General features: G+C 67.6%; 17 protein-coding genes and 1 pseudogene. 7 read left to right on the top strand and 11 right to left on the bottom strand.

Going from position 1 to position 16,218, the window contains the following annotated elements; genetic code table 11:
• The first annotated feature begins 143 nt into the window (after positions 1-143).
• Together DTA15_RS33280 and DTA15_RS39310 are read left to right on the top strand one after the other, a co-directional pair.
• On the top strand, positions 144-422 hold the full coding sequence (locus DTA15_RS33280; RefSeq protein ID WP_006484374.1) for a XapX domain-containing protein: 279 nt from the start codon (positions 144-146) through the stop codon (positions 420-422).
• A 158-nt stretch (positions 423-580) separates the two neighbouring features.
• A pseudogene (locus DTA15_RS39310) lies at positions 581-1,236 on the top strand (LysR family transcriptional regulator).
• On the opposite strand, the gene DTA15_RS33270 reads toward DTA15_RS39310, so the two are convergent.
• Both DTA15_RS33270 and DTA15_RS33265 read right to left on the bottom strand, forming a co-directional pair.
• The gene (locus DTA15_RS33270; protein ID WP_006484378.1) at positions 1,190-1,927 is read right to left on the bottom strand and encodes a YoaK family protein; all 738 of its coding nucleotides are present in this window, start codon (positions 1,925-1,927) and stop codon (positions 1,190-1,192) included. The pseudogene DTA15_RS39310 and the gene DTA15_RS33270 overlap by 47 nt on opposite strands.
• On the bottom strand, positions 1,909-2,145 hold the full coding sequence (locus DTA15_RS33265) for a DUF1427 family protein (protein ID WP_006484380.1): 237 nt from the start codon (positions 2,143-2,145) through the stop codon (positions 1,909-1,911). Before DTA15_RS33265 ends, DTA15_RS33270 begins: the two co-directional genes overlap by 19 nt.
• Positions 2,146-2,448: 303 nt before the next feature.
• On the opposite strand from DTA15_RS33265, the gene DTA15_RS33260 reads away from it, so the two are divergent.
• Positions 2,449-3,324 carry an alpha/beta fold hydrolase gene (locus DTA15_RS33260; protein WP_006484390.1) on the top strand — a complete coding sequence of 292 codons (876 nt, stop codon included), beginning with the start codon at positions 2,449-2,451 and terminating at the stop codon, positions 3,322-3,324.
• A gap of 41 nt (positions 3,325-3,365) precedes the next feature.
• A complete protein-coding gene (locus DTA15_RS33255; RefSeq protein ID WP_012493777.1) occupies positions 3,366-4,508 on the top strand; it encodes an FAD binding domain-containing protein in 1,143 nt (380 codons plus the stop codon).
• Here DTA15_RS33255 and DTA15_RS33250 read toward each other — a convergent pair.
• The 6 genes from DTA15_RS33250 to DTA15_RS33225 form a co-directional block, all read right to left on the bottom strand.
• A complete protein-coding gene (locus DTA15_RS33250) occupies positions 4,436-4,705 on the bottom strand; it encodes a hypothetical protein (RefSeq protein WP_012493778.1) in 270 nt (89 codons plus the stop codon). The two genes, DTA15_RS33255 and DTA15_RS33250, sit on opposite strands and share 73 nt — an antisense overlap.
• Positions 4,702-4,980 carry a DUF4148 domain-containing protein gene (locus tag DTA15_RS33245; protein WP_006484383.1) on the bottom strand — a complete coding sequence of 93 codons (279 nt, stop codon included), beginning with the start codon at positions 4,978-4,980 and terminating at the stop codon, positions 4,702-4,704. The genes DTA15_RS33250 and DTA15_RS33245 overlap by 4 nt, the downstream gene beginning before the upstream one ends.
• 173 nt (positions 4,981-5,153) lie before the next feature.
• Entirely contained in the window at positions 5,154-5,903 is a 750-nt protein-coding gene (locus DTA15_RS33240; RefSeq protein WP_006493844.1) for an amino acid ABC transporter ATP-binding protein, read from the bottom strand.
• Complete coding sequence (locus tag DTA15_RS33235; RefSeq protein WP_006484388.1) at positions 5,890-6,540, bottom strand: amino acid ABC transporter permease; 651 nt, start codon at positions 6,538-6,540, stop codon at positions 5,890-5,892. Before DTA15_RS33235 ends, DTA15_RS33240 begins: the two co-directional genes overlap by 14 nt.
• Positions 6,537-7,223 (bottom strand): amino acid ABC transporter permease, encoded by a 687-nt coding sequence (locus DTA15_RS33230; protein WP_006484385.1) that lies wholly within the window; start codon positions 7,221-7,223, stop codon positions 6,537-6,539. Before DTA15_RS33230 ends, DTA15_RS33235 begins: the two co-directional genes overlap by 4 nt.
• An 89-nt stretch (positions 7,224-7,312) precedes the next feature.
• The gene (locus DTA15_RS33225; RefSeq protein ID WP_006484387.1) at positions 7,313-8,119 is read right to left on the bottom strand and encodes a transporter substrate-binding domain-containing protein; all 807 of its coding nucleotides are present in this window, start codon (positions 8,117-8,119) and stop codon (positions 7,313-7,315) included.
• A 471-nt stretch (positions 8,120-8,590) separates the two neighbouring features.
• On the opposite strand from DTA15_RS33225, the gene ansP reads away from it, so the two are divergent.
• Complete coding sequence (gene ansP, locus DTA15_RS33220; protein ID WP_012493779.1) at positions 8,591-10,081, top strand: L-asparagine permease; 1,491 nt, start codon at positions 8,591-8,593, stop codon at positions 10,079-10,081.
• 71 nt (positions 10,082-10,152) lie between these two features.
• Here the strand turns inward: ansP and DTA15_RS33215 are convergent, their stop codons facing one another.
• The 3 genes from DTA15_RS33215 to DTA15_RS33205 form a co-directional block, all read right to left on the bottom strand.
• Positions 10,153-10,458: a DUF4148 domain-containing protein gene (locus DTA15_RS33215; RefSeq protein WP_006484373.1), complete on the bottom strand. Its 306-nt coding sequence runs from the start codon at positions 10,456-10,458 to the stop codon at positions 10,153-10,155.
• Positions 10,459-10,638: 180 nt separating this feature from the next.
• The gene (locus DTA15_RS33210; protein WP_006484379.1) at positions 10,639-11,037 is read right to left on the bottom strand and encodes a type II toxin-antitoxin system VapC family toxin; all 399 of its coding nucleotides are present in this window, start codon (positions 11,035-11,037) and stop codon (positions 10,639-10,641) included.
• Entirely contained in the window at positions 11,034-11,279 is a 246-nt protein-coding gene (locus DTA15_RS33205) for an AbrB/MazE/SpoVT family DNA-binding domain-containing protein (RefSeq protein WP_012493780.1), read from the bottom strand. Before DTA15_RS33205 ends, DTA15_RS33210 begins: the two co-directional genes overlap by 4 nt.
• A 208-nt stretch (positions 11,280-11,487) precedes the next feature.
• Here DTA15_RS33205 and DTA15_RS33200 point away from each other — a divergent pair, with 208 nt between their 5' ends.
• A complete protein-coding gene (locus DTA15_RS33200) occupies positions 11,488-14,727 on the top strand; it encodes an efflux RND transporter permease subunit (protein ID WP_012493781.1) in 3,240 nt (1,079 codons plus the stop codon).
• Positions 14,728-14,780: 53 nt separating this feature from the next.
• A complete protein-coding gene (locus DTA15_RS33195) occupies positions 14,781-16,199 on the top strand; it encodes an efflux RND transporter periplasmic adaptor subunit (RefSeq protein ID WP_012493782.1) in 1,419 nt (472 codons plus the stop codon).
• Positions 16,200-16,218 lie beyond the last annotated feature (19 nt).

Below are 16,218 nucleotides of genomic sequence, written 5' to 3'. Positions count from 1 at the left end.
GAATTCAGACTGAAAAGATCTGAATTTCATTGAATCGGCTAACGATGAACACGCAGACCTGATAGGCTGGCCCAAGACTTTCGGATCGACGCCAGACCGGTATTTATCCATATTTTTAACGGCCGTCATTCCATCCTATATCTATGAAACCGTACATTGCTTCGCTTCTCGCCGGCATCCTCGCCGGCGTCGTCTACGCGCTGATCGGCGTGCAATCGCCGGCGCCGCCCGCCGTTGCCCTGGCTGGCCTGCTCGGCATTCTGGTCGGCGAACAGATTCTTCCCGTGGTGCGGCGGATGTTCGATGGCATCCGCCTGAGAACCGCATGGCGCGACGCGAAGTGCAGCCAGCACATGTTCGGCGCGCTGCCCGGCGCGCACGCCGATGCTTCCGCGAAGCACCGCGAATCGACACCGACGTGACAGGCAGACGTCGAGCGAATGCGGCGGCGGCCCGGCCGTCGGCACACATGCGTGCGTGCCTCGGTACATCGGACAACGAACCATTGTGAACAACATTGGGTTCAGCATTGCTCGACGGCGCGACACCGCCTGATACCCTTGTCGTAGCAAAATTCGTCATGAAGCTGCCTTTCGAAGCACTCGATGCACTGGACGCGATCGACCGCACCGGTAGGTTTTCTGACGCCGCAGTTGGTGCACCGCGTGCCGTCCGCATTGACATATCTCGTACAAAAGCGCGAGCGCGATCTCGACGTCGCGTTGTTCGATCGCAGCGGGCGTCGGGCGAAGCTCACGCGCGCGGGCCGCGTCGTCGTCGAGGAAGGCCGTTGTCTGCTTCATGCCGCCGAGCAGCCTGAACGGAAGGCGCAGCGCGCGCAGCAAGGTCGGGAAACCGAGGTCCGCGTCTGCATCGCCGCGATACTGCCATTCGACATGATGTGGTCATACGCCCACGCGTTCTACATGCGAAGGACTCGCGGTGGGTACGCTCCCGGACTGCATCGCGGCACCCGCGATCGCGCAAGGCAGGCTTGTCGCGCGAAAAGTCACCGGCATGCGCGGCACGACCCATTGCTATATCGCGTGGCGCGCCGACGAAGCCGGGCGCGCGTTACGCTGGTGGGTCGAACAGCTCGGTCACCCGGACCTCGTCGACCGGTTCACCACTGCTGCGCTTTCTGTAGCCGCCCGCCGCGTGCGCGACGAACGCCGTGCGGAACCGGCGCTCAGCGCGACGCGGAGGGTTCGCCGGTCCGGCCGGCGCGCCAGGTAAGGAAACAAAGCAGCGCGAGCGGCAGCGCCAGTGCCCAGAACGCGGCGTACAGGTAGGCGCTCGCCCCGGCGCCCGCGCCGAGCGCGAAACCGGCGACCGGCGGCAACGTGCGTCGCAGCCGCGCGCGTGCGGCTTCCCGTTCGGCCGGCGCGGCGATCGGCACCAGCCAGTCGAATGCATCGATGACCGCCTGCGTGACGTTGCCGGTCATCACGGTGTTCGCGACGACGGTGCGCGCGGTCAGCCGGCCGTGCGCGTTCTGCACACCCATTGCCGCGGCACCCAGCAGCCCGCAGACGATCGTCGCGGGCGCATCGGCGCTGCCGATCGGCGACGCCGCGACGCCCGCGAGCATGAATCCGGCCAGCAGGATCGTCTGCAGTGCGTACAGCGAGCGCGCCCGCACGCCATGCCCCCGCACGCGCATCCGGTGATCGAGCACGCGGGCGGCCACGATGCCCGCGATGAATGCCGGAAACGCGAGCCACTTGATCACGAGGCCCTGGCCGACCCCGGCGAGGCCCGAGCCGATCAGGATGAAGTTGCCGGTGACGTGCGCGGTAAAGAGCCCGAACAGCGCGACGAAGCCGAGCGTGTCGACGTAGCCGGCGATCGAGGCGAGAAACACGTCCTCGCCGCGCACGCGATCGGGGGCCGCCGCGCCCGCTGCCGTTACTTGCGCGGGCTGCATGTCGTGGCTTCCGCGGTTTTGTCGATGGGGTCCGCATCGCGAGCCTGCGCGGCGAGCGCACGCAACGGCGCCGGCACGAGCGGGATCGCATGCTCGCGGACGACGATGCCGAACAGGCGCGCCAGCGCGATCAGCGGCGGCGCGGGCGACTGCACGCGCACGAGGGGGTGCAGGAGGCCGATTGCGACGCCGGCTCCCGGTGAGATCAGGTAAGGCATGGTCCGTTCCGGTTGTGCCGCCGGCCGGGCCGGCCGAAGGGCTTCGGCCTCGTGCGGCGGCTCTAGAACAAGACTACGGAAGGCGGCCCTGAAAGTCACGGCGGCGAACTGAATCGTTCTGAACGCGCGGTGCGGCGCGGTGACGCATGCGCGCGACGACCGCAGACGAGCCAGCCGCCACGCCACCGCCTCACACCGGGATTCAGAACGATTCAGCCACGACGTTCGTCGCGTGGCCTATGCTCGGACAGCATCGGACGCGACCGTATCGCGCACCGTCCGCATCGAACCGGGATTCTCACCATGACGACCGACACGCTCGCACTCACCCATCACACCGTTACGGCGAACGGCATCCGCCAGCACGTCATCGATGCCGGCGCGGGGCCCGTCGTCGTGCTGCTGCACGGCTTCCCCGAAACCAGTTTTGCATGGCGTTTCCAGATTCCGGTGCTCGCGCGGCACTATCGCGTGATCGTGCCCGACCTGCGCGGCTACGGCGAAACCGACAAACCCGCGGCCGGCTACGACAAGCGCAACATGGCGCGCGATCTCGCCGCGCTGCTCGATGCGCTCGGCATCGAGCGCATCGCGCTCGTCGGGCACGATCGCGGCGCACGCGTCGCGACGCGTTTCGCGAAGGACTTCCCCGAACGCGTCGAGCGGCTCGTCGTGATGGACAACGTGCCGACGCGCATCGTCGCGCAGAACATGACCGCGCAAACGGCGCGCGCGTACTGGTTCTTCCTGTTCCACCAGGTGCCCGACCTGCCGGAGGCGCTGATCGCCGGCAAGGAAGCCGAATGGCTCAGCTACTTTTTCGCCGACTGGTGCTACAACCCGCACGCGATCTCGGGCGATGCGTTCGACACGTACGTGCGTGCGTATCGGCGCCCGGGGGCCGTGCGCGGCGCGCTGGCCGACTATCGTGCGAACGCGGAAGACGTGCAGCAGGACCTCGTCGATGCGGACGTCAGGATCGCGTGCCCGACCATGGCGATCTGGGGCGAGGATTTCTACGCGGTCGGCAAGATGTTCGACATGAAGGCCGTATGGGAAGGCATGGCGACCCACCTGCGTGCCGAGCCGATCGCGCAGTGTGGGCATCTGCCGCACGAGGAGCAGCCCGAGCGCGTGAACGCGCTGCTGCTCGATTTCCTGCGCGGCTGGGCCGGCTGACGCCACGCGCGCCGCACACGGCATCATCGGGGGAACATCGGATGGAACACGGAGCGGGCCGCAAGGCCGTCATCGCCGGCGGATCGGTCGGCGGGCTGTTCGCGGCGACCGCGCTGCGCGCGGCCGGCTGGGACGTCCGCGTCTTCGAGCAATCGCCGCACGCACTCGACAGCCGCGGCGGCGGCATCGTGCTGCAACCGCCGATCGAGCGCGCGTTCGCGTTCGGCGGTGTGCCGCTGCCGCGCGAGGCAAGCGTCGATTCGATCGACCGGATCTACGTCGATGCGCACGACCGGATCGTGCAGCGCTTCGCGATGCCGCAGACGCAGACGGGCTGGAACGTGATCTACACGGCGCTCAAGCGTGCACTGCCCGCCGGCGTCATCCACGCGGGCGACGCGTTCGAGCGGTTCGAACCGGACGGCGAGCGGATCGTCGCGCATTTCGCGAGCGGCCGCGCCGAGATCGCCGACCTGCTGATCGGCGCGGACGGCGGCCGCTCGACCGTACGCGCGCAATTGCTGCCGGACGTGCGGCCGACGTATGCGGGCTATGTCGCGTGGCGCGGGCTCGTCGACGAACGCACGCTGCCTGAGCAGGTGCTGGTTCTGCTGCGCGAACGCTTCACGTTCCAGCAAGGCGACCGGCACCTGTTCCTGACCTATCTGGTGCCCGGCGCCGACGGCACGATCGAACCGGGCAAACGGCGCGTGAACTGGGTGTGGTACCGGCGTCTCGCATCCGACCGGATGCCGTCGCTGTTCGTTGCGCGCGACGGCACGCAACGCGACGGGTCGCTGCCACCCGGCGCGATGCGCGACGACCACCGCGCGGAACTCGTCGACGCCGCCGACCGGATGCTCGCGCCGACGCTCGCCGCGCTCGTCGATGCAACCACCGCGCCGTTCGCGCAGGCGATCCTCGATCTCGCGGTCGAGCGGATGGCTTTCGGGCGCGCGGTGCTGCTCGGCGATGCCGCCTGCATCGTGCGCCCGCACACGGCGGCGGGCGCCGCGAAAGCGGCGGAGGACGCGGTCGGCCTCGCCGAAGCAGTGCGCAAAGTCACACGCGGCGCCGCGTTCGATGCCGCGCTGGCGGGCTGGGACGCCCGTCAGCGCGCCGCCAGCGCATCGATCGCCGCGCGCGGGATCGCACTCGGCGCGCGGCTGATGGGCGCGGCGTGAACATGCGCCGGCCGGGGGTCGACTGCATGGCGCTGCGGATCGAATCCGGGATTCAGTGCGCGCAGCACGCTGGCGCGCCCGCCGTCGTCATCGGGCAGCTGCGGCTGCCCGCGCGCGAAAACCGGGGTCGCGACCGCCGCGAGCCACGCGGCGATCGCCAGCCCCGTCACGCGTCTCGATACGGCGCCCCGCTTCATTGCGCGCTCGCGGTCGATACGGTGGCCGACGTCGCGGTCATTGCCGAGTACCGGCCGCCATGCGCGATCGCATACAGCTCGCGATTGCGCGCGATCGTCTGCGCGCTCGGCGGATAGTCCGTGTTCAACGTCGGCAGCGACCCGTCGCGCTCCGCCCGAATCAGGTCGGCGCACACGTCGGCCCGCGTGACCGGATGGCCGGTGGTCTGCGCAAATGCGACGATCGGTGCGCTCAGCGCACAGGAAAGCAATGCTGCACGAATCAGGTGGTTCATGATGTTCACCTCTCGAAGATAGCGTGTTAGCGTCCGCAGATCAGGCCGGACATCCGCTCCGCATCGATGCGATGAGGAGTGGTGTCCATTCTGCGATTCGCGCGCTGTCCGGAAGGTGAGGCTTCGATTACGGTCCTGTCATCTATCGCGGCCGGGCCACACGGCGGCGTCGGTCAGCGCGTCACGGTTTCCGTGTTTCGCACGCTGCCCAGAAACCGCGTCAACTCCACCGTCTGCGGCCGCTCGAAGATCTCGTCGGCCGTCCCGCTCTCCCACACGCGCCCCTGATGCATGAACACGATCCGGTCGCTCACCGCACGCGCGAAGTTCATCTCGTGCGTCACCATGATCAGCGTCATGTCCTCGCGCGCGAGTTGCTCGACCACGCCCAGCACCTCGCCGACGAGCTCCGGATCGAGCGCGGACGTGATTTCGTCGCACAGCAGCACGCTCGGCTTCATCGCGAGCGCCCGCGCGATCGCGACGCGCTGCTGCTGGCCGCCCGACAGCTGTTCCGGAAACGCGTCGAACTTGTCGCCGAGGCCGACGCGCTCGAGCATCAGTTCCGCGATCGCGCGTGCCTGCTGGCGGTGCGCCTTCTTCACCACCGACTGCGCGAGCATCACGTTCTGCCCCGCGCTCAGGTGCGGAAACAGGTTGTACTGCTGGAACACCATGCCGACCTTCAGCCGCAGCGCACGCAGGTCCGCGTGCCGTGCATCGACGCGTTCGCCGTCGACCGAGATCGTGCCCGCGTCGATGCTCTCGAGCCCGTTGAGCGTGCGCAGCAGCGTGCTCTTGCCCGAGCCGCTGCGCCCGATGATCGAGACGACCTGCCCGCGCTCGACGGAGAAATCGATGCCCTTGAGCACATGATGGGTGCCGAAATTCTTTTCGAGACCCCGGGTTTCAACGAGCGGCATGCCATCTCCTTTGCAACGTGCGCGCATAACGGGTAAGCGGATAACAGAGCGCGAAATAGATCAGCGCGACGAGGCCATACACGACGAACGGCCGGAACGTCGCGTTCGAGATCGCGATGCCGACCTTCGTCAACTCGGTGAAGCCGATGATCGACACCAGCGCCGTGTCCTTCACGGCCTGCACGCCGAAACCGACCGTCGGCGCGATCGCGATGCGCGCGGCCTGCGGCAGGATCACGTGACGCAATTGCTCGACGTAGCTCATCGCCAGGCTGGCCGACGCCTCCCACTGCCCTTTCGGCACGGCCTCGACACAGCCGCGCCAGATCTCGGCCAGATACGCGCTGGTGAAGAACGTGAGCCCGGCCGTGGCCGCGACCCACGGCGGCACGTCGAGCCCGACGAGCGGCAGGCCGAAGAACACGATGAACAGCTGCATCAGCAACGGGGTGCCCTGGAACACCTCGATATAGAGCTTCGCGACGCCGCGCAGCACCGTCGAGCCCGATACGCGCATCACGAGCAAGCCGAGGCCGACCAGGCCGCCCGTCACGAACGACACGATCGACAGCACGATCGTCCAGCGCGCGGCCAGCAGCAGGTTCGCGAGAATCTGGCCCAACGTGAAATCGGTCATCGCGCACCTCGCACGCGACGGGTGAACAGGCGGCGGCCCATCGCGCCGAGCGTGGCGCGCAGCAGCAGCGCCATCGCCAGATACGCGAGCGTGATCACGAAGTACGTCTCGAAGGCGCGGAAGTTGCGCGACTGGATGTAGCTGGCCGCATAGGTCAGATCGGCCACCGAGATCTGCGACACGACGGCCGAGCCGAGCATCGTGATCACGATCTGGCTCGACAGCGCGGGAAACACCTTGGCGAGCGCCTGCGGCAACACGACATGACGCAGCATCTGCGCGCGCGACATCGCCAGCGCGGACGCGGCCTCCAGGTGCCCTTTCGGCACGGCGGCCACGCCGGCGCGCACGATCTCGACCGAGTACGCGCCGAGATTGAGCGTCATCGCGAGGATCGCGGCCGTGTACTCGTCGATGTGCACGCCGAGCGCCGGCAAGCCGAAGAAGATGAAGAACAGCTGGACGACGAACGGCGTATTGCGAATCGCCTCGACGTACGCGCCGATCAGCGGGCGCAGCCGCACGGCCGCGCGCGCGTCGGCACTGTACGCGGCCGCGCCGAGCACGCCGACGGCGACACCCAGCACGGTCGCGACCGCGGTCAGCGCGAGCGTGATCGCCGCGCCGCTCGCGAACACGCCGACGTACTCGGCGAGTTCGCCGAATTGAAGCTGGTAGCTCATGGGAAGGGGATAAATTCAGGTTCGGACAACGACACGCACCACGCCGGGCACCCCGGCCGCGGCGACGTATCAGGCGACACGGCGATGCGTCACAGTCCGGCCGGCAACGGCTGGCCGAGCCACTTGCGCGACATCTCGCCCAGCGAGCCGTCCTGCTTCGCATGCGCGATCGCATCGTCGATCTTCGCGAGCAGGCGTGGTTCGTTCTTGTTGACGCCGACGAAGCACGGCGAATTCTTGATCACGAACTTGACCTCGGGGCGGCGCGGCGGATTCTTCGCGAGAATCGCCGCCGCGACGATGTTGCCGGCCGCGATCAACTGGACCTGCCCCGACAGGAACGCCTGGATCGTCGCGTTGTTGTCCTCGAAGCGCTTGATCGTCGCGTTCGGCGCGAGCTGCGACAGCGCGATCTCCTCGAGCGCGCCGCGCGTGGCGCCGACCGTCTTGCCGGTGAGGTCGGCCGGCGCGCTCACCTTCACGTCGGACGGCCCGAACACGCCCTGGAAATACGGTGCGTACGCGCTCGAGAAGTCGATGACCTTCTCGCGCTCCGGGGTCTTGCCGAGCGACGAGATCACCATGTCGACCTTGTTGGTCGTCAGGTACGGAATCCGGTTCGCGCTGTTTACGGGCACCAGTTTCAGCTTGACGCCGAGCGCCTTGGCGAGGAGTCCTGCCATGTCGATGTCGTAGCCCTGCGGCTGCATGTCCGTGCCGACCGAACCGAAGGGCGGATAGTCCTCGGGCACCGCGACGCGCAGCGTGCCGTTTTTCGCGATGGTGTCGAGCGCATCGGCATGGGCCGGCGCGGCGGCGAACAGCGCGATCACGGGGGCGGCGAGCAGCGCAGCCAGCCAGGTGCGTCGGGGGAACGGTCGGGTCGTCGGGCTCACGGTGAATCTTCCTTGTCTGGTATGTCGTCGGGCAGCGCGCAACGATTGCGCGGTCCACACCACTCCAGCAAAAACCGGGCCATTGCCGTCAAACGCTTGCCACGCCGGCACGAGACGGAAATTTCAGCGAACCGCTCGGCGTGCCGAATTCCTCATTTCGGTGCACGAACCGGCGCCATCGGTAACGGTTGCCCTCGCAGCGCGCGCCGGCGCACCAAATTACCTATCTGGTTCACCCGTCGCCGCGGCCCTATGCACGGATTCGAACAGGCCCAGTTCAAATTTGCATTCCGTTTGTGACGGAAATTACGGCTGAATACGTTCGCGACGTACCGTGCCTTTCGTCACGTCCGACGAATCGCGATCAGGACGGGCGTGCTCGATTCGGTGCGCTGCTCCTCCGGTACCGGTGGTCCCGATCGTCCCGCGATCGGGGCGAATCCAATCCCATCCGCGCGCAAGGATACCGTCATGGCATCGATTCCCGACCCGTCGACAACCGGCGAAACCGACAAACGCAGCTGGCTCGAATCGCACGAAGCCGGCTATCACCAGACCCTCGGCAATCGACAGGTGCAGATGATCGCGATCGGCGGGGCCATCGGCACCGGGCTGTTTCTCGGCGCGGGCGCGCGGCTGCAGGCCGCCGGCCCGGCGCTCGCGATCGTCTATCTGGTGTGCGGCGCGTTTTCGTTCCTGATCCTGCGCGCACTCGGCGAACTCGTGATGCATCGCCCCAGCAGCGGCAGCTTCGTGTCGTACGCGCGCGAGTTCCTCGGCGAAAAGGCCTCGTTCGTCGCCGGCTGGATGTACTTCCTGAACTGGGCGATGACCGGCATCGTCGACATCACCGCCGTCGCGCTCTACATGCATTACTGGGCGCCGTTCGCGGCCGTGCCGCAGTGGATCTTCGCGCTCGTCGCGCTGTGCATCGTCGCGACGATGAACCTGATCGGCGTGAAGTGGTTCGCGGAAATGGAGTTCTGGTTCGCGCTGATCAAGGTCGCTGCGATCGTGCTGTTTCTCGTGATCGGCGCGGCGATCCTCGGCACGGGCATGCCGGTCGCCGGTCATGGCACCGGCATGCATCTGATCACCGACAACGGCGGGTTCTTTCCGCACGGGCTGATGCCGGCACTGGTGCTGGTGCAGGGCGTGGTGTTCGCGTTCGCGGGCGTCGAACTGGTCGGTACGGCCGCCGGCGAATGCAAGGATGCGCGCAAGGTGCTGCCGCGCGCGATCAACAACGTGATCTGGCGCATCGCGATCTTCTACGTCGCATCGGTCGTGCTGCTGGTCTGCCTGCTGCCGTGGAGCGCGTACAAGGCGGGCCAGAGCCCGTTCGTCACGTTCTTCGGCGCGCTCGGCGTGCCGGGCATCGGCTCGGTGATGAACCTGGTGGTGCTCACGGCCGCGCTGTCGAGCCTCAACTCCGGCCTGTATTCGACGGGGCGCGTGTTGCGTTCGCTGTCGATGGGCGGCTCCGCCCCCGCGTTCCTCGCGCGAATGAGCGGGCAATCCGTCCCGTACGCGGGCATTCTGGTGACGGTCGCGATCTACGTGGTCGGCGTGCTGCTCAACTATCTCGTGCCGTCGAGCGTGTTCGAGATCGTGCTGAACATCGCGTCGCTGGGCATCATCAGCACCTGGGGCTTCATCGTCGTGTGCCAGATGAAGTTCCGCGCCGCGGTCAGGCGCGGCGACGTGGAAGACGTGTCGTTCAGGATGCCGGGCGCGCCCGTGACGTCTTGGCTCACGTTGCTGTTCCTGCTCGGCGTGCTGGTGTTGATGGCCTTCGACTACCCGAACGGGACGTGGACGATCGCCTTGATCCCGCTGGTCGCGCTGCTGCTCGTGGCCGGCTGGAAGTGGCTGAGCCGTCGCGCGCGCCGCGCGTTGCTCAAGCCGACGATTCCATCGATCACGCTCACGCAGAACGTGCTCGAGAAGGGCGAGAGCTGACTCGCGGCGGCATGCGCGCCGTCCGTTGAAGGAACCGCCGCCGGGCTGCCGACGGCGGTCGCCAACCGCGTTCAGTGATGCTCGTACAACGGCTGCGTGTCGAGCGACGCGAGCGACGACGTCGCCGCCCTTGCCGCGTCGGCCGGCCGTGCGGCAACCGATTGCGCTTGCTGCGCGGCGACCTTCGCCTCCGCGGCCTGGATGTCCTCCGGATAGTACGGATCGGTGCCGATGGGACGATAACCGGCCTTTTCGACGCGGACGAGATCGGCACGCACCTCGGCGCGGGTAACCGCATGGTCGGTAGTTTGCGCAAATGCGACGATCGGTGCGCTCAGTGCGCAGGACAGCAGGACTGCACGAATCAGGTTGTTCATGATGTTCACCTCTCAAAGATGGCGTGTTCGCGTCCGCAGATCAGGCCGGACCTCCGCTCCCCATCGATGCGATGAAGAGTTGAGTCCATTCTGCGATTCGCGCGCTTTCCTGAAGGTGAGGCTTCGATTACGGTTTTGTTATCTGATCGCCCGTTCTTCTATCGTCGGCTTGCGCCGTGATTACTTTATCAACCGCATGCCAGCGACCTTTGAGGCGGCCACGTCGAAGGTTGCTGTGTACTCGCACCCGACGACGTGTGCCGACCGCTCGATCAGGCAATCCGCAAAATCCGCCTTCGGTGATGCCGCGAAAACGCGAAGTGCCTTTCGCACCGTGTCAGCGCCTTCAACGGCCAGTTCCTTCGTAGCGGTCATTGAGTCGATGATGTCTGTTATCTGTTCGCGCTCTACGCCGTAGCAACGTCCCAGCACCCAGACGACCTCGACCAGCGCCACCTGCGAAACGTACCCCGGACGCTCCGCCGACAACGACTCCATCAGCGCGGTCGCCCTCTTTGATTGCACGGCATCGTCTTGAGCGAAATAGCGGACCAGCACGTTCGTATCCAGTCCTATCATCGCGCGGACGCTCCCTGTTCGGCGATGGCCCGATTCATGTCCTCGATTGACACCGATTTCTCGGGCTTTTTCACGATGCCCTTGAGCGAGGCGAGCGAGCGCGTGGCCGGGTAGATCTCATACCGGCCCGTTGCCTCGTTGAAGCTGAATTCGATCCGGTCTCCGGACTCCAGGCCTAGTTGATTGCGTACATCCACCGGAATGGTCACCTGACCCTTTGAAGTAATAGTAGCTGCTGTCATTTGCGGCACCTCCAATATTCCTTACTTTATGGTAAGGAATATGAAAAAGCAAGGGCGAGCTACCGGCGACCACCGCCGACGCTGCAGTGCGCCCGCACAGATAACGGTTTCGTAATCCTCGAGTCAGGGTCGGGTCAACGCCGCGCGGGCAGACTGCGTGCTCGTCGCATCGAATGCGCATCCGAGCCCTGCTTCGAGGAGCACCATCATGTGGATCGTCCGGCTGGCGTTACGCAGGCCCTACACGTTCGTCGTACTCGCGCTGCTGATCTTCATCGCGGGGCCGCTGGCACTGCTGCGCACGCCGACCGACATCTTTCCGAACATCGACATTCCGGTCGTCAGCATCGTCTGGTCGTACAACGGCTTCTCCGCCGAGGACATGGCCAAGCGGATCACGTCGAACTACGAACGCGCGCTCACGTCCGACGTCGACGACATCGAGCACATCGAGTCGCAATCGCTGAACGGCGTGTCGGTCGTGAAGGTGTTCTTCCACCCGGGCGCCGACATCAATCGCGCGATCGCGCAAGCCGCGAGCAACGCCGCGTCGATCCTGCGCATCCTGCCGCCCGGCACGCTGCCGCCGAACATCATCACGTACAACGCGTCGACGGTGCCGATCCTGCAGCTCGGGCTGTCGAGCGACACGCTCGCCGAGCAGCAGCTGTACGACCTCGGCAACAGCTTCATCCGCACGCAGCTCGCGACCGTCCAGGGCGCGGCGGTGCCGCTGCCGTTCGGCGGCAAGATCCGCCAGATCGTCGTCGATCTCGATACGCGCGCGCTGCAGGCGAAGGGGCTCGCGCCGATCGACGTCGTGAACGCGATCAACGCGCAGAACCTGATCCTGCCGGGCGGCACCGCGAAAATAGGCACGCACGAATACAACGTGCAGATGAACGGCAGCACGCAGACGGTCGCCGCGCTGAACGACCTGCCGGTGAAGACGATCGGCGGCAACGTCGTGTACGTGCGCGACGTCGCGCACGTTCGCGACGGCTACGCGCCGCAGACCAACATCGTGCGGGTGGACGGCAAGCGCGCGGCGCTGCTGACGGTCGAGAAGACCGGCAGCGCATCGACGCTGACGATCATCGACCAGGTGAAGGCGATGCTGCCGAAGATCGCGGCCGGGTTGCCGAACACGCTGCGCATCGCGCCGCTCGACGATCAGTCCGTATTCGTGAAGGCGGCGGTCCAGGGCGTCGTGCGCGAAGCGCTGATCGCCGCGTGCCTGACCGCGCTGATGATCCTGCTGTTCCTCGGCAGCTGGCGCGCGACGCTGATCATCGCGATCACGATCCCGCTCGCGGTGCTCACGTCGCTGCTCGCGCTGTCCGTGCTCGGGCAGACCATCAACATCATGACGCTGGGCGGGCTCGCGCTCGCGGTCGGCATTCTCGTCGACGACGCGACCGTCGCGATCGAGAACATCACGCATCATCTCGAGCTCGGCGCGCCGCTCGAGGAGGCCATCCTGACCGGCGCGGGCGAAATCGCGGTGCCGACCTTCGTGTCGACGCTGTCGATCTGCATCGTGTTCGTGCCAATGTTCCTGCTCACGGGTGTCGCGCGCTATCTGTTCGTGCCGCTCGCCGAAGCCGTGATCTTCGCGATGATCGCGTCGTACTTCTTCTCGCGCACGCTGGTGCCGACGCTTGCGATGGCGCTGATGCGCGCCAAAGGCAGCGGCCGGCCGCCGCGCGGCGCATTCGCACGCATCGCGCGGTTCCAGGCCGCGTTCGAGCATCGCTTCGAGGCCGTGCGGCTGCGCTATCGCGCGCTGCTGTCGGCGGCGATCGCGCGGCGGCGCCGCTTCGCGGCCGCGTTCCTGCTCGCCTGCGTCGCATCGACGGGCCTCTACGCGTTCGCCGGGCAGGACTTCTTTCCGTCGGTCGACACCGGCGAGATTCGCCTGCATCTGCGCGCGCCGACCGGCACGCGGATCGAGGAAACCGCGCGGCTCACCGACGAAGTGGAAGCGAAGATCCGCAGCGTGATTCCGGCGAACCAGCTCGCGGGCGTGCTCGACAACATCGGCGTGCCGGTGAGCGGGATCAACCTCACGTACGACTCGTCGGACCCGATCGGCACCGAGGACGCCGACGTGCTCGTCACGCTGAAGCCGGATCACGCGTCGACCGCCGCGTACGTCGCGAAGCTGCGCAACGTGCTCGCGCAGGCGTTCCCCGGCGTGACGTTCGCGTTCCTGCCGGCCGACATCGTCAGCCAGATCCTCAACTTCGGGCTGCCCGCGCCGATCGACATCCAGATCGTCGGCAACAAGCTCGACCAGAACCGCGCGGTCGCGAACGCGCTGCTCGCGAAGCTGCGCGGCGTGCGCGGGCTCGTCGACGCGCGCATCCAGCAGCCCGGCGACGAACCCGCTATCAACGTGAACGTCGATCGTACGAAGGCGATCCAGGCCGGTCTCGACCAGCGCGACGTCGCGCAGAACCTGCTGATCGCGCTGTCCGGCAGCTCGCAGACGACGCCGAACTTCTGGCTCGATCCGCGCAACGGCGTCAGCTACCCGGTGCTCGTGCAGACGCCGCAGTACACGGTGAATTCGCTGCAGTCGCTCGCGAACGTGCCGCTGCCCGCCGGCACCGCCCGCTCGCCGCAGACGCCGGCCGGCGGCCCGGCCGCGGGCGCGCCCGCGCAGAACCTGCTCGGCGCGCTCGGCACGTTCTCGCGCGCGACGCAGCAGGCCGTGGTGTCGCACTACAACGTGCAGCCGGTGCTCGACATCTTCGCGTCGGTGCAGGGGCGCGACCTCGGCGGCGTCACGGCCGACGTGACCCAGCTCGTCGACGCCGCGCGCGCGCAACTGCCGCCCGGCGCGTCGATCGTGCTGCGCGGCCAGGTGCAGGCGATGCACGAGTCGTTCGCGGGGCTGCTCGGCGGCCTCGCGCTCGCGATCTCGCTGGTCTACCTGCTGATGGTCGTGAACTTCCAGTCGTGGCTCGATCCGCTCGTGATCGTCGGCGGGCTGCCGGCATCGCTCGCCGGCATCGCGTGGATGCTGTTCGTCACGCGCACCACGCTGTCGGTGCCCGCGCTGACCGGCACGATCCTGTGCATCGGCATCGCGACCGCGAACAGCATTCTCGTCGTGAACGCAGCGCGCGAGTTGCTCGCGGCCGGCGCGCCGCCATGGCAAGCGGCGCTCGACGCGGGCTTCAACCGCTTCCGGCCCGTCGTGATGACCGCGCTCGCGATGCTGATCGGCATGTTGCCGATGGCACTCGGCCTCGGCGACGGCGGCGAGCAGAACGCCCCGCTCGGCCGCGCGGTGATCGGCGGCCTCGCGTTCGGCACGGTGTCGACGCTGCTGTTCGTGCCGGTGCTGTTCGGCTTCGTCCATGCGTGGCTCGCCCGGCGTCGCGACGCCGCGGCCGCCCGGCACGCGCCGCACGCGCCCGACACGCCGGCGCTGCGTTGAGCGTGAACGCCCGCCCCTTCTCATCCTTCGATTCGCCCGACCCCGGACCCATCATGAACGACTCGATCGAACCCGTCGCGCCGCCGCCCGCCGCCGAAGCGGCCACCGTGGCCGCAGCCGTGCCGCCCGCCGCGCGCGGCGCCGCCTCCGATACGCCGCCGCCCCGCCGCGGCCGCAAGCTGGCCGTGCCGCTCGCGGCCGTCGCGCTCGCCGCCGCGCTGCTCGCGCTCGGCATCGTGCCGCGTATCGACGCACGCGCCGCGCAGCGCGCGCAGGTCGCCGCGCAGCAGGCGCTGCCGGTGTCGGTCGTCGTGCCCGGCGCGGCGCCGGCCGACCAGACACTGACGTTGCCCGGCTCGGTGATGCCGTATGCGGACGCGTCGATCTATGCGCGCACGAGCGGCTATATCGCGCACTGGAGCGCCGATCTCGGCGCGCGCGTGAAGGCCGGCCAGACGCTCGCGCAGATCTCGGCGCCCGATCTCGATGCGCAGCTGCGCCAGGCGCGTGCGGACGAAGCGAGCGCGCAGGCGAACTACGACTATGCGAAATCGACCGCGCAGCGCTGGCAGGACATGCTGAAAACGCAATCGGTGTCGCAGCAGGACACCGACACGAAGGTCGCGGACATGAACGCGAAGCGCGCGATGCTCGCGTCCGCGCAGGCGAACGTCGCGCATCTTGCCGAACTCGTGTCGTACGAGTCGGTCACCGCGCCGTTCGACGGCGTGATCACCGCACGCAACGTCGACGTCGGCACGCTCGTGACCGCGGGCGGCACGCCGGGCAGCCCGGGCCTGTCCGGCGAACTGTTCCATCTCGAACAGACGAACACGCTGCGCGTGTTCGTCGACGTGCCACAGGACAGCGCGACCGGCGTGTCGGCCGGCACGTCCGTCTACCTGACGACGCCACAGTATCCGGGCCGGCACTTTGCCGCGCAGGTCGCGCGCAGCGCGGGCGCGATCGATCCCGTCACGCGCACGCTGCGTGTCGAGATCGACGTCGACAACCGCGACGGCGCGCTGATGCCCGGCGCGTATGCGCAGGCGCATCTCGTCGTGCCGAGCGCGGCGCCGGCGCTTGAACTGCCGGTCAGCGCGCTGCTGTTCCGCCCGAACGGCGTGCAGGTCGCCACCGTCGGTGCGAACGGACGTACGGCGCTGAAGACCGTGCAGATCGGGCGGGATTTCGGCACGCGCGTGGAGATCGTCGCGGGGCTCGCGGCGGCCGATCGCGTGATCGACAACCCGGGCGATGCGATCACGGTCGGGGAAGCCGTGAAGGTCGTGTCGACTTCGCACGATGCGGCGCCGGTTGCGGCTTCGTCCGCTTCGTCCGCTTCGTCTGCTTCGTCTGCTCCGCCCGCGCAACCGGCCTCCGCGGTCAGTGCACGCGACGTGCCGCCGGTGCACGCGGCCGGTGCCGCGCCGGCTGCGTCGACACTCGCTCCCGCGCCCGCCCACGGCTGACCCATCGACGACCACCCAC

Source organism: Burkholderia cenocepacia, from assembly GCF_900446215.1.
Taxonomy (GTDB): domain Bacteria; phylum Pseudomonadota; class Gammaproteobacteria; order Burkholderiales; family Burkholderiaceae; genus Burkholderia; species Burkholderia cenocepacia.
The sequence above is the reverse complement of the archived record's forward strand: the minus strand, read 5'-3'. Positions and strand labels throughout refer to the sequence as shown.